Consider the following 13568-nt stretch of genomic DNA (forward strand, 5'->3'; position numbering starts at 1 on the left):
CAGGCTGTAATGTTAGCCGTGATATTGATTCTAGTTACACCTCTACTTGCGCTTTATCGCCGTGATTCTCAAGCCATTGGCGGCGATCGCCAGAGCGTTTTTTCGCCAGCAGCATATCCATCACCTCGACGGTGTGTTCCATCTCTTCAAGGGTAAGCTGCACCAAACGGCGAGTATTCGGATCCATGGTTGTTTCACGCAGTTGCAACGGGTTCATTTCCCCCAAGCCTTTAAAGCGTTGCACATTGACCTTGCCGCGTTTCTTTTCTGCTTCGATGCGATCCAAAATACCGGTTTTTTCGCCCTCATCTAGGGCATAGAAAACCTCTTTACCCACATCAATGCGATACAAAGGCGGCATGGCAACATAAACATGACCCTGGCGCACCAAGGTGGGGAAGTGTTTAACAAACAAAGCACATAACAAGGTGGCAATATGCAGTCCATCGGAGTCAGCATCGGCAAGAATACAAATTTTGCCGTAGCGTAAGCCACTTAAATCGTCGCTGTCGGGGTCTATACCTAATGCAACGGAGATATCATGCACTTCTTGCGATGCTAAAATTTGTCCGGATTCCACTTCCCAAGTATTCAGAATTTTACCTCGCAGCGGCATAATCGCCTGGAAGTCTCTATCCCGGGCTTGTTTGGCTGAGCCGCCTGCTGAGTCCCCTTCCACTAAAAATAATTCCGTGCGCTCACTTTCGTTACTGCTGCAATCGGTTAACTTACCGGGCAAAGCGGGGCCTTGCGTAACCTTTTTACGCACCACTTTTTTGGCGGCGCGCATACGTTTTTGAGCGTTACTAATACATAGCTCAGCAAGGAGCTCGGCAATATCGGTGTGCTCATTTAGCCACAGGCTAAAAGAATCTTTAACCACCCCAGAGACAAACGCTGAGCACGAACGTGACGACAGCTTTTCTTTGGTTTGTCCGGCGAATTGTGGGTCTTGCATTTTTACCGATAATACATAGGAGCACTTTTCCCAGATATCTTCTGGCGTCAGCCGTACACCACGGGGCAACAAGTTGCGGAATTCACAGAACTCTCGCATTGCCTCGAGCAAGCCTTGGCGCAAGCCATTAACATGGGTGCCGCCTTGTGCGGTGGGAATGAGGTTAACGTAGCTTTCGGTGATCGACTCACCGCCCTCTGGCAGCCACAACAAGGCCCAATCCACCCCTTCCGTGGCACCACTAAACTCACCAGTAAATGGCTGTTTAGGCAGTGCTTCAAAGTCTTTGGTTGCGTCTTTAATGTAATCTTGCAGGCCCGCCTCGTAGTACCACTCCTGGGTTTCTTTGTTTTGCTTGTTGATAAAGCGGATACGCAAGCCAGGACACAGTACCGCCTTCGCTTTGAGAATGTGGTTGAGTTTAGAAAGCGAAAAATTCGCGGAGTCGAAATACTTTGGATCGGGCCAAAAGCGAACGGACGTACCGGTGTTACGCTTGCCCACAGTCCCGGTGACTTCTAAGTCTTTCACCTTATCGCCATCGGCGAAGGCAATCTCATACACTTGCCCGTCGCGACGCACAGTCACTTCAACACGTGTTGACAGCGCATTGACCACTGAAATACCCACGCCGTGCAAACCACCAGAGAACTGGTAACTTTTGTTAGAGAACTTACCACCGGCGTGAAGCTTAGTTAAAATCAGTTCAACCCCTGGGATCCCCTCTTCAGGGTGAATATCCACCGGCATACCACGACCATCGTCAATGACCTCTAACGAGTTGTCCTCATGTAAAATGACATCTACCTTACTGGCATGTCCGGCCAGCGCCTCATCCACACTGTTATCGATCACTTCTTGACTGAGGTGGTTAGGGCGCGTGGTGTCGGTGTACATCCCCGGGCGGCGTTGCACCGGCTCGAGACCATTTAATACTTCAATTGCTTCGGCGTTGTAATTCTGCTGGCTCATATTTTTATTCGTTAACGGCCTTAGTGGTTAGAGAGATATTCAGAAATTGCATTATATGGGCAAAGTAGCGCTCAAACCCAATAAAACTGTGGTTGCCACCCGCTTCTACTTGTTGTTTACAACCTTGATAGTAAGCGACAGCCTGCTCATAGGGTAGCACTTCGTCACCTTCTTGTTGTAACAAAAACAGCAGCTCGGGGGAAGTTAATTGCTGTAAATAAAGCCCCTGCAAGGCCTGCATGTGAGTGTGATTCAGCTCATAGCTATAATTTTGATAGGGGTTGTACTGCACCCCGCGATACTCATCGAGCAGCTCGAAAGGGCGTACGGCAGGGTTTATCACCACGCTTGGTAAATGATAACGCTGCGATAAATACGTAGCATAAAAGCCACCAAGCGAACTGCCGATTAAGGCGGTGTCTTCATCCACCAACGCGCTCAAGTGAGCGATCGTCTGCTCTGGGTCGTGGCTGAGGCGTGGCACAATATACTGCCCCTGCCAAGTACGTAAGTGCTCACCAAGCTGCACTGCTTTGTGGGAGCGTTCGGAGCTATTGAAGCCATGAATATAAATTAATTTGCGAGCCATTTGACCTCTGTGATGGGCGCTTTATTGGCCACAAGACGCACGCGACGATACCCTGGGCCGAGATTTTCTTGCTGCCAACTCGCTGCATTTTTTACAAATTGTACCGAGGTTGCGGGGGTGCCGAACACCTCAACACCTTGGTAATCATGGTGGTAATCATGATGTGTATGGCCATGTAGCACAGTTGCGCTGCGACTACGCGTCTCGATGCATTGCAATAACGCATCACCATTTTCAAGAATATGCTTATCTAAATAACCGTGAATCGGTAGGGGGTGGTGATGGGTAATAAACACCTGCTGAGGAGCGGCTGTATCAATGGCATCACCAAGCTCAGCCAAATGATGCTCTGCCACCCACCCTGCTGGTGTATCCCCCTTACTATTAACGAGCAAAACCTGGCCGCAAGCATGTTCAATGCGCTTTTCAGGACGAATTTGCCCCTCTGTCATCGCAGTGAGTTGGCTCAGCTCATCATGGTTTCCCGGTACCCAAAATACCGGGCACTGCAACGCGCTATTGGCCACCAGCTCAGCAAACAGTTGATAAGATTCAGGGCTGTGATCTTGGGTAAGATCGCCACCGAAGACCACAAAATCAAATGCCTCAGCGGCCATGGCCGCGAGCGTTTGTTGCAAATGCTGCGCTGTACGCACACCAAAGTACTGCTCTTGCGGCTGCGCAAATAAATGCGCATCGGTAAAATGCGCGAAGTTTAGCTCAGTGCTGGCAGGGCAAAAATAAGGGGGGTCAAACCAAGCCACTGTTACAATCCCAATCTAAAACCGCTTCACCATGTGACATACAAAAACTCAACCAGTCATGCAAAAACGCATTAACTTGGTATTTTTCGTCTTTATGATGCATTTTTGGGTTCGGGTAACCATAAGATGGCTTAATGCGCGTGTGGTAGTTTGGATGCACTACCTCTGCGACCTTGGCGTCGTGATAAATACGGACATTCATTGGCGGTGTGAATAGGCCCTCCACTGCTCCTTGCACTTGAGTGATACAAATATCAGTGGTGTATTTGGCAGCCTGCTCAATCACAACCTCATATTGCTCGTTGGCGATAGTGAGTAACTGCGATGCGCCCGTTGTGCCAGCGCTGGGCAAAATGCGCATCACGTTGGCATAGTTGCGCTCACACAAAGTGAGGTATTTAGGCAGGGATTGAATGTATCCTGCTTTTCTTTGTACTGTCACTCAGCGCCCCATTGCTGTAGAATTCGCTGCTCATTGAGTGCTAACCATTGTAGACTAATCACTGTTGCGGCGTTATCAATTTCCCCGTTGTTTAGGCGCGCCATTGCCTCATCAACAGCCATTACATGTACTTTAATATCTTCACCTTCATCATCCAGTCCATGTACCGTACCGCCGATTCCTGATAAATCAGTTTGTGCTAAGTACAAGTACAACCGCTCTGTTGTCCCGCCGGGGCTTGAAAGGTATGACAGCATGAAGTCCAATTGCTGCAATTCCAAACCCGCTTCTTCTTGCGCTTCTTTACGCACTACCGCCGGGTAATCTTGACTGCCATCAGCCATGCCAGCAATACATTCTAATAGCCAAGGGTTGTCTTTGGTTGCCAAGGCGCCTATGCGAATTTGCTCGACAAGTAACACCGAACGCGTTGCTGGATCATAAGGCAACACGGCCACAGCATGACCGCGTTCAAATATTTCACGCTCAATGATTGCACTGGTGCCACCGGCAAATAATGCATGTTTGAAACGGTACTTATCGATTTTGAAAAAACCTTTAAACACTTCTTCGGTGCTCTCAATGGTCACGTCACCTTTATCGAACTGATTGATTTTATTCATTTTATACTCGCCACCCCACTTGGCCAAAAAGTTTATAAGTCAACGGTCGCGTTTACCCTTCCGCGAAAATTATATTCTGTTACACTTAAGCGCAGTCAATTTACGTTTTTGCTTTTCGCAAATCGCGAGAAACACGATAACATGCTCCTAATTCGCTGAATATTCTAAGGACTGTACTGATAATGAAAAAGACACTACTGACCACGCTGATTGCATTGAGCTGCAGCTTTAGCACTTACAGTCATGCTGAAGACCTAATGCAGGTGTACGAAATTGCACTTGAGAACGATCCCGTTGTTTTAAAAGCTAAAGCTAACGCCGAAGCACAAGAGCATAACACAGACCGTGCACTGAGCGCGTTGTTGCCTCAGCTTGGTTTCAGCATGGGCTATACTAAATCAGAAAGTGATAGCTACGAGTTTGATGACGACTTGCTACAACTGGTCAAGGTTGACAGCGAGCGCGATACCTTTTCTCGTGAGATTGGCTTAAGCCAAGCCATATTCGACCTCAACGCATGGCGCTCATTGGATATTGCCGAGAAGCAAGCTCTGCAACAAAAGACCGTATACGACCAAGCGCAACAAGCGCTGATTGTGCGTGTCGCACAGGGCTATTTTGAAGTATTAGCGGCCATTGATACCTTAGAATTTGTGCAAGCAGAAAAACGCGCTATCGAACGCCAGCTCGAGCAAACCAAGCAACGTTTCGCGGTAGGCCTAACAGCCATTACCGATGTACACGAAGCGCAAGCGCAATTCGATAACTCAGTCGCTCGCGAAATCGTCGCCAAAAACGATGTTGAAACAGCGCGCGAAAAACTCCGTGAAATTACCGGTAAGTACCACGCCAAACTTGACCAGCTTGATACTGAAACTTTCTCAACGGTGAAGCCGAATAAAGCCACTGAGGATTTTGTTACTCTGGCCAAAGCGAACAACTTAGAGCTGCAAGTTGCTAAAGCATCGGTTGATATTGCCAAACAACAAATCGATTTGGCGCAAACAGGTCACTATCCGAAGCTGACCCTCAATGCAGCCTACGGCGATTCATTAGTTGATAGTGAGCGTACTATCATGGGCCAAACCGTTGTTAATGACCATGTTCCGCGTGGCGACACAGCGTCAGTGGGCTTAAACTTCGAACTTCCGCTTTATTCGGGTGGAGCAACAGTGGCTTCAACCGACCAGGCACGTGCCCTTTATGTTGTTGCCAGTGAAGACTTAGAAGCGACCCTGCGCGGGGTAACGCGAACCACGATTACCTCGTATAACCAAGTGGTGTCTGATATCGCTACCTACAGAGCATTAGAACAAGCCGTGGTTTCCGCAGAAAGTGCCTTACAGGCCACGGAAGCTGGTTTTGAAGTGGGTACGCGGACCATTGTTGATGTGTTGATTAGCACCCAGAACCTTTACAATGCCAAACGTAACTTAGCCGATGTGCGTTACCGCTATGTGGTATCGACTCTGGCACTGAAACAAGCTGCGGGCACGCTTACCGCTGAGGACCTACAGGCAATAAACCAAGGCCTGAAGCCACAAAGCTAACGCGTCAAGATAAAGCCAGTGCCCAGCACTGGCTTTGTTATATGAATAACGTATACTGTCCGCCATCTACAACGGTGAATAACAACTACAGTGGTCAACAAAGCAACTTTCCAACTTGCCTTCTTAACCCCCAAGTATTGGCCAAGCTGGCTCTCCATTTTTTTACTTTACACCCTTAGCTGGCTACCACAATCCTGGCAATTAGCCTTAGGGCGTGCATTAGGTCGTTTAGTGCATCGGTTTGTAAAAAAACGCCGAAAAATTGCTGAAGTCAATATTGCCTTATGCTACCCAGAGTTAACAGAAGCCGAGCGCGCCGAGTTGGTGCTCAAGAATATGGAAAACACCGGCATGGCCATTTTTGAAAGTGCCATGGCATGGTGGTGGCCTGCATGGCGAGTAAAACGAGTGATGGGGTCCATCACCGGATTAGAGCATGTCGATCAAGCCAATAAAGACGGTAAAGGTGTGCTGTTATTGGTGCCTCATATTCTGCATTTAGAAATGGCCTCTCGCGTAATGGGATTAGAGCGCCAAGGCGTGGCTTTTTATCGCCCCCATAACAATGCCTTAATGGATTACTTTACCGCCAAGGGACGTTTGCGTTCGAACGAGTATTTAGTTGGAAAGCGTGATGTTAAGTCTTTACTTAAAGCGCTAAAAGATAAAAAGTTTTGCTACTACCTGCCGGACCAAGATTATGGCCGCAATCGCAGTGTCTTTGCGCCTTTTTTTGCCGTCAAAGAAGCAGCAACCACCACAGGTACACTATTATTTGCAAATAGTCGCCATTGCCGAACACTGAGCATCATGACTCGCCGAGACGCACAGGGAAAATACCACCTCGCGGTGCAACCTCCGCTAGAGAACTTCCCCAGTGGCGATGATGTGCATGATGTCACGCAAGTAAACCAGCGTATGGAGCAAGCCATTAATAATGCACCTGAGCAATATATGTGGCTACACCGGCGCTTTAAAACGCGCCCTGACGAGCATGCACCGTCTTATTATCGCTAGTCAATAACAACAATGACCAACTATGCTTAACAATAACAACATCATCAGGAGTAGCTATGTGGTTTTGGATTAAACATTTATCACTGGCTTTTATTCTTATTTTAGCCGCCGCCTATTTTTTACTCGGCGATGGCCCTGTATTTCAAGTAAGAGAAGACAGCAACCCAGCCGCCAAAGGGTTGTCACAATTTTACGCTAACATCAAAAACACCGTGCGCAATGCCACTGAACGTGAAAAGTATGTTATCGAACTGGGCGAGCCTAAAGACGACATCACGCGCATGCTGGAGCAACGTGTCGGTGTGGTGCAACCCACCGATATTCGCTGGCAAGGGCAAGTTAAAAGTCGTCGCTTTGCCGCTGGGGCTACACTGCGCAAGGTGATGTCCGACTTCGCCAAGGAAGAGGGTATCGCCTTTTACTGGTACTTAAATAAAGACTACGTAGTGAAGCATCCTTTTCGCGTGGACGACACTTTTGTATCAACGCTTTACCAAGTAGGCAAAGCGATTGACAGTGATTTTGAATACGAGGTACAGACCTTCTATTGTCACCGCGAGCGCGCGGCCGTGATCACTGAGCGCCCCTCACCTTATATTCGCGAAAACTGTAAAAAGATGTCTCGCGCTTAATGCTCCTCATTTGGGAGCAGCAAAAAGTTGCTCCCAAATTTGGCTGACCGAGGCAATTTCATCTTGCAGCTCTATTTTGGCAACCATTTTCTCTTGATTGCGTAAGCTCAGTACATGATATAAGCCCCGATAGTGGCAATAAGCGTGTATAAGCTGCTGTGTCTGACCTTCGCTGATACAGCCGCAGTGCGCCGCCGCTTCCAAAATACGGATATTATCTGAATACTCGAGTAATGCGGGATGGTGGTGCGCATGGGCCAAAACCAAAAATTGAGTGATGAATTCAATATCGGTCATCCCACCAACACCCTGCTTCAAATCAAGCATAAATTCGTTTTCCCGGTTTAAATGCCGCCGCATTTTTTCCCGCATGGCGGTCACGTCATCGCGAAGCGATGCTATCTGCCGCGCTTGCGCTAATATCTCTATACGGATTTCACTAAATCGTTGGCGTAGCGCGCTGATTCCATACACCATGCGGGCACGCACCAAAGCCTGATGCTCCCAAGTCCAAGCTTGAGTTTGCTGGTAGTGAAGAAAGCTCTCGATATTGATGGCTAACAAGCCTGATGACCCTTCAGGGCGTAAGCGGGTATCGAGTTCATATAAAATGCCGGAGCTGGTGCGCGTGTTAAACAGGTGCATCAAGCGCTGCGCTAGTTTTAAATAAAACTGCCGTGCGGAAATCGACTTATCACCGTCGGTGCTGCTGTCGCCATCGTGGTTGTGAACAAAAACTAAATCGAGGTCAGAGTCATAACCTAACTCCAATCCGCCCGCCTTTCCGTAGGCTATTACGGCAAAGCCTTTATGTTGCTCATCGGTGCCGGGGACTTTGCCAAAGCGCGCCACCATTTGCTGCCAGGCAAGGTTAACGGCTTGCTCTATAATCGCCTCCGCTAACGCGCTGAGGTGGTCGCTGACCTTCATTACTGGCAACGCACCGGTCGCATCCGCCGCAGCGATACGTAATTGCTGGGTTTGCTTAAACTGCCTGAGCGCCTCCATCTGCATTTCTAAGTCATGCTCATCAATGCGTAAAAAATATTGGCGGATCTCGTTACTATAGGTATCCAAAGGGAAAGGATTGTAAAGCTCCGCAGGGTCAATAAGCTCATCCAACAGAATCGGATAATGAGCAATATGTTCGCCAATCCAACGACTGTGCGCACACAAGCGTACTAATTGCTGGAGAGCCCCTGGGTTTTCAAGTAGTAACTCTAAATAGGCGGTGCGCGACATAATTTTATCGAGCACATTGGTGACCAAGGCCACGACTTCACCACATGCATGAGCATGCTGCAGCTGTTGCAACACATGGGGCATTAATTTATCCAGTGTGTCTCTGCCACGTTTACCTATAGGCTGTTTGCTTACGCGCTCATGAAAGTGATTCAGGGGTCCCTGCCAGCTCATACGCTGCTGGGCATTGGCAATCACATCACTGAGGGCCTCGGTATCGTTATGCTCCCACGCCAGGGTATAGCTGTCATCCAAGTCATCACCCTGCTCTGGCTCAAAGCCAATGACTTGTTCAAACTCATCGCGTATGCGCCCCATCGCCGCCTCAATAACTGCACGACTGTGTTCTTCGTGAGCTTGATTGAGCAATGTATTTAATCGCAGCCAATCACGTTGTGACTGCGGTAATTGCTGGGTCTGCTCATCATTAAAGGCTTGCAGATATTGTTCTACCTGGCGCAGCAACGCATAGTCTTGCCATAGTTGCTGCTGTTGCTCGTCAGTAAAAACCCCGAGCTCTGTCAGTGCTGCCAACGCTTTAGCTAAGCTTTGAGTTTGTAGTTGCGGCTCTCGACCTCCTCGGATCAGCTGCAGTGCCTGAACAATAAATTCTACTTCTCGAATACCACCAGCGCCCAACTTGATATTGTCTTGTAAGCCTTTACGGCGCACCTCTTGGGCAATCAGTGATTTCATCTTGCGCAATGACTCAATCACTGAGAAATCAATATATCGGCGATAAACGAACGGCCTTAGCATCTCGTTAAACTCGTGCACATAGTTACATGGCGCGTGAATGAGTCGGCCTTTGAGCATAGCGTAGCGCTCCCACTCTCGGCCTTGCTCTTGATAGTACGCCTCCATAGCCGAAAAGCTCATGACTAAAGGACCACTGTCACCAAAGGGACGCAGACGCATATCGACGCGGAAAACTCGGCCATCTACGGTATGTTGGTCTAAGGCAGCAATCACTTTTTGCGCCACCTTAGTGTAAAACACCTGTGCTTCAATACTGCGCCGCCCACCTTGGGTGGGGGTGTTAAGGGGGTAAGTGAAGATAAGGTCGATATCGGACGAGTAATTAAGCTCCTTTCCGCCCAGCTTGCCCATACCTAAAATCATCATGGCGATCGGGTGGCCGTGTTCGTCCACAGGCGCGCCATTAACTTTGGCTACCTGAGCGAAGGCCCATCGATTGGCTGCGTCTATCAGCGTATCACTTAAAGCAGACACATAAGCCATGGAGTCAGCGATGTCGTTGCCGCATACCAAATCGAGATAAGCAACCTTTAGCCAATACTGCTGGCGGTAACGACGCAACATGGTCAATGCCTGAGTTTCTGACACATCGCCTAACTGCTGCGGCAAAGGATCCGGCACCGCACGACACTGCTGTTGCTCGGGGTCAACAAGCCACGCTCCCCACTGTTTATGTGTACTGAGTACATCGTAGGCAAAGTCGCTAAGCGCTAGCAGTTGCAACAAATCGTTATCTATTTCCGTGTCGCCATATATCTGTTCATAGCGATCTTTACCAAGTTGCTGTAATTGCGAATTAAAACCAGAAGGTGCAGTCATAGATACCGCTCTCTTTTAAGTTAGGGCCAACCGTACTAGAATGAAAACAAAGTTCCTTTTCGGCTGCCAGTATGACGTATTTTTCTTTGTCAAACGAGTCCTTATATACCTTTGCTATTAGCTTCGTAGCTATTGCTGCGGTGCTGTTTGCACTGCGTATTTACACCCAAGTCAGAGCGCGGCAGGCCTTAAAAGAAGAGCTCGCCCAGCGTGATAACTTTGCGCTGGGAATTAGCTATGCCAGTTACCTGCTCTCGTTAGTGCTGATTATCGGCTACCTAGTGGATGACTTTTCACTGACGGTGATGCGCGAAGAGCCGTGGAAAGTGCCGCTTTTGCTAATACTGATGCTACTTTTTACAAAAGTTGGTCAAGCTATTCATCGAAAATGGATTCTCAGTCGTTTTAATGAAGAGAAGGCTATTTTAAAGCAGAACGTGTGCGCTGCCTTAGTCGACTCGGGAATGTTATTAGGAAATAGCATTGTGGTTATAGGTTTGGTCAGTTGGTCTCAAACTAACAGCATGTATTCTTTGCTTGTGGTGTTTGTAAACTTCTTATTTTTGCAGGGCTTATTTGCCCTCGATAGCAAAGTGCGCGAAGCTCGCTTTGCTAAGGTAAACCAAGGCGCATCGCTGCAAAGTAACTTTAACTTGGAAAATACCTCAATCGGTATTCGTTACGCAGGCAAATCTGTAGGTATGGCTCTGGCCCTTTACGCAGGTCTAGCCAGCGCCAATTACTACAGCGGCAAGATGGTAGAAAATGTCTTTACATTGGCTGTGCACTGCGGTCTGATGTGGTTATTGGTCAATGCCATGGCTCGCGCCGTGTTGTTGATCGTACTTTATCGTGTCGACACCGGGGTCGAGGTTGATCACCAAGACAATGTTGGCATTGCTGCAGTGGTGTTTTCTGTATACTGTGCCATGGGCTATTTGCTGATTCAGTTTTTCGCCTAGTGGCAACGGAGAGAATGAATGGATAAGGATCTTAGCAACTATTTACTCATCGACAGCGATCCGCTGTTGAGCCGAGCCTTTTGCGCCAATCCCGATGCGCACGCAGTGATAGTTGCTGGAGCGAACACCCGTCATATGGTTAAGCTTATGTTTGACCAGCAGGTAAAGGATTATTGTTATTGTGACTTTGATAACGAAATCAGTGTAGCTGAATTATCAAGTTACGCCTCGCGACACCATAGCGTTGCTGGCGTGCTGGTGTTTGCCTGCGCCTATGAAAGTGCTAGCAATTCCTTTAAATGGGTCATTGATTCGTTACATGAAAACCGGTTATTAATTAATAAACAAGGCGCTGACTACCACCTTACACCGCTGACTACGCCCTATCACCAAAATCACCTCAGCTGTAATCAGGATCCTGATATACTTGCGCATTTAGGCGACTAGTTTAGACTGTCGCAAAATCCTGATGATGGACAGCGTAATGAGAATTCCGCATATTTTCGAGCCGACCATAGGCGCTTTAGGTACAGACTTTAATTTAAGTGACGATGCAGCTGGGCACGTAGGCCGTGTGTTGCGCATGCAAGTTGGCGATCAACTGCGGCTGTTTAACGGCCACGGCGGTGAATATCACTGTGAAATCGTTGATAGCAGCAAAAAATACGTGACTGTTCGCTGTATAGAGTTTATCGATAGTGAATGTGAATCTCCCCTTGCTATCCATCTTGGGCAAGTGATCTCCCGTGGCGATAAGATGGACTTTACCATTCAAAAGTCGGTGGAACTCGGGGTGAGCGAAATTACCCCGCTTTTTAGTGAGCGCTGTGGGGTTAAGCTCAATGGCGAACGCTTAGCAAAGAAGCATCAACAGTGGCAGAAAATCGCTATCGCCGCAGCCGAGCAATGTGGTCGTAATCGTATTACCACCATTCACCCGCCAATCGCTCTGGAGCAATGGCTAACCCAGCCGAGCGACGCCACTAAGCTTACGTTACATCCTCGCGCGCAGCACAGCATTAAAACTATGCCGGCGCCAAGTGCGGGTGTGCGCTTTTTAGTTGGCCCTGAAGGCGGCTTTACCGATGCAGAGATCCACAGCAGTCATGAGCATGGCTTTATGGATATTCGCATAGGTCCACGCGTCTTGCGCACAGAAACGGCGGCTTTAACGGTCTTAAGTGCGTTACAGATGCAGTTTGGTGATTTAGCGAATTGAATTTACTGCGCGCCAACCCCATAAAATAATAAGATTGATTAAACGAGTAGAGCAATGGCAATTAAACTGGGCATTATCAGCGACCCAATTTCTGGGTTTAATATTAAAAAAGACACCGGCTTTGCAATGATGCTGGAAGCCGAAAAGCGCGGCTATGAATTGTATTATATGGAAATGGACGATCTGTTTCTGCGCCAAGGTGAAGCTTTTGCTCACGCCGCTCGCGCCAATGTGTTTGATAATGCCGAGAAGTGGTATGACTTAGCGCCGCAACAGGACATTGCCTTGGGCGATCTCGATATTATTTTAATGCGCAAAGACCCACCTTTTGATACCGAATACATTTACGCCACCTATATCTTAGAGCGCGCAGAACTGGCCGGCGCCTTAGTCGTTAATAAACCGCAAAGCCTGCGTGATGCCAACGAAAAGCTTTATACCGCATGGTTTAGCGAATTTACCCCAGACACCTTAGTGACCCGCTCGGCGAAGCAAATCCGCGCCTTTTTGGCTGAACATGGTGACATCATTATGAAGCCACTCGATGGCATGGGCGGCGCCTCTATATTTCGAGTCAAAGAAGACGACGCCAATATCGGTGTGATCATCGAGACCCTGACTGAGCATGGCAAGCGTTATGCTATGATCCAAAACTATATTCCCGCCATTAAAGACGGCGACAAACGAGTACTAGTCGTTGATGGCGAAGTGGTTCCCTACTGCCTAGCGCGTATTCCTCAAAAAGGCGAAACGCGAGGCAATCTTGCCGCTGGTGGTCGCGGTGAGGTGCGCCCTCTGACCGATGATGAGCGCCGTATCGCTGAGACACTGGCGCCAACGCTAAAGGCCAAGGGACTATTATTTGTGGGTCTGGATATTATTGGTGACAAACTCACTGAAGTGAACGTTACCGCGCCAACATGCGTTAAAGAAATAGAGGCTGAGAGCAACTTTTCTGTCACCGCATTGTTTTTTGACGCGCTTGAGCGCAATTTAACAACTTCTTAATCGTGGAGATGT

At 48.4% G+C, this 13568-nt stretch carries 13 protein-coding genes; 7 read left to right on the plus strand and 6 right to left on the minus strand.

Annotated elements, in window-relative coordinates; translation table 11 throughout:
* Positions 1-34: 34 nt before the first annotated feature.
* From parE to MHM93_RS10065, 5 genes are all read right to left on the minus strand, one after another.
* Positions 35-1930, minus strand: a complete 1896-nt coding sequence (gene parE, locus MHM93_RS10045) for a DNA topoisomerase IV subunit B (protein ID WP_053910599.1) — start codon at positions 1928-1930, stop codon at positions 35-37.
* 4 nt (positions 1931-1934) lie between these two features.
* A complete protein-coding gene (locus tag MHM93_RS10050; RefSeq protein WP_239449057.1) occupies positions 1935-2519 on the minus strand; it encodes a YqiA/YcfP family alpha/beta fold hydrolase in 585 nt (194 codons plus the stop codon).
* Positions 2504-3283: a metallophosphoesterase gene (locus MHM93_RS10055; RefSeq protein ID WP_239449058.1), complete on the minus strand. Its 780-nt coding sequence runs from the start codon at positions 3281-3283 to the stop codon at positions 2504-2506. The genes MHM93_RS10050 and MHM93_RS10055 overlap by 16 nt, the downstream gene beginning before the upstream one ends.
* Entirely contained in the window at positions 3270-3644 is a 375-nt protein-coding gene (locus MHM93_RS10060) for a DUF1249 domain-containing protein (RefSeq protein WP_081604455.1), read from the minus strand. Before MHM93_RS10060 ends, MHM93_RS10055 begins: the two co-directional genes overlap by 14 nt.
* A 77-nt stretch (positions 3645-3721) precedes the next feature.
* Positions 3722-4348, minus strand: coding sequence for an NUDIX domain-containing protein (locus tag MHM93_RS10065; protein WP_239449059.1), 627 nt, complete (start codon positions 4346-4348; stop codon positions 3722-3724).
* A 182-nt stretch (positions 4349-4530) separates the two neighbouring features.
* On the opposite strand from MHM93_RS10065, the gene tolC reads away from it, so the two are divergent.
* The 3 genes from tolC to MHM93_RS10080 all read left to right on the plus strand — a co-directional run bounded on the left by tolC (position 4531) and on the right by MHM93_RS10080 (position 7547).
* Positions 4531-5898, plus strand: a complete 1368-nt coding sequence (tolC, locus tag MHM93_RS10070; protein ID WP_022946305.1) for an outer membrane channel protein TolC — start codon at positions 4531-4533, stop codon at positions 5896-5898.
* Positions 5899-5988: 90 nt separating this feature from the next.
* Positions 5989-6915, plus strand: coding sequence for an LpxL/LpxP family Kdo(2)-lipid IV(A) lauroyl/palmitoleoyl acyltransferase (lpxL, locus tag MHM93_RS10075; protein ID WP_138508506.1), 927 nt, complete (start codon positions 5989-5991; stop codon positions 6913-6915).
* 56 nt (positions 6916-6971) lie between these two features.
* Positions 6972-7547 (plus strand): TcpQ domain-containing protein, encoded by a 576-nt coding sequence (locus tag MHM93_RS10080; RefSeq protein WP_022946307.1) that lies wholly within the window; start codon positions 6972-6974, stop codon positions 7545-7547.
* A 6-nt stretch (positions 7548-7553) separates the two neighbouring features.
* Here MHM93_RS10080 and glnE read toward each other — a convergent pair whose 3' ends face one another.
* Positions 7554-10367 (minus strand): bifunctional [glutamate--ammonia ligase]-adenylyl-L-tyrosine phosphorylase/[glutamate--ammonia-ligase] adenylyltransferase, encoded by a 2814-nt coding sequence (glnE, locus tag MHM93_RS10085; RefSeq protein ID WP_239449060.1) that lies wholly within the window; start codon positions 10365-10367, stop codon positions 7554-7556.
* A 71-nt stretch (positions 10368-10438) separates the two neighbouring features.
* Here glnE and MHM93_RS10090 point away from each other — a divergent pair, with 71 nt between their 5' ends.
* From MHM93_RS10090 to gshB, 4 genes are read left to right on the plus strand one after another with little or no spacing between them, the layout of a single operon-like run.
* A complete protein-coding gene (locus MHM93_RS10090; protein ID WP_022946309.1) occupies positions 10439-11329 on the plus strand; it encodes a hypothetical protein in 891 nt (296 codons plus the stop codon).
* 18 nt (positions 11330-11347) lie between these two features.
* Positions 11348-11776, plus strand: coding sequence for a hypothetical protein (locus MHM93_RS10095; RefSeq protein ID WP_239449061.1), 429 nt, complete (start codon positions 11348-11350; stop codon positions 11774-11776).
* 37 nt (positions 11777-11813) lie between these two features.
* Positions 11814-12548 carry a 16S rRNA (uracil(1498)-N(3))-methyltransferase gene (gene rsmE / locus MHM93_RS10100; RefSeq protein WP_026111304.1) on the plus strand — a complete coding sequence of 245 codons (735 nt, stop codon included), beginning with the start codon at positions 11814-11816 and terminating at the stop codon, positions 12546-12548.
* 54 nt (positions 12549-12602) lie between these two features.
* Positions 12603-13556 carry a glutathione synthase gene (gene gshB, locus MHM93_RS10105; protein ID WP_239449062.1) on the plus strand — a complete coding sequence of 318 codons (954 nt, stop codon included), beginning with the start codon at positions 12603-12605 and terminating at the stop codon, positions 13554-13556.
* Positions 13557-13568: the final 12 nt, after the last annotated feature.

The organism is Pseudoalteromonas sp. MM17-2 (genome assembly GCF_022347945.1).
Classification (GTDB): Bacteria; Pseudomonadota; Gammaproteobacteria; order Enterobacterales; family Alteromonadaceae; genus Pseudoalteromonas; species Pseudoalteromonas ruthenica.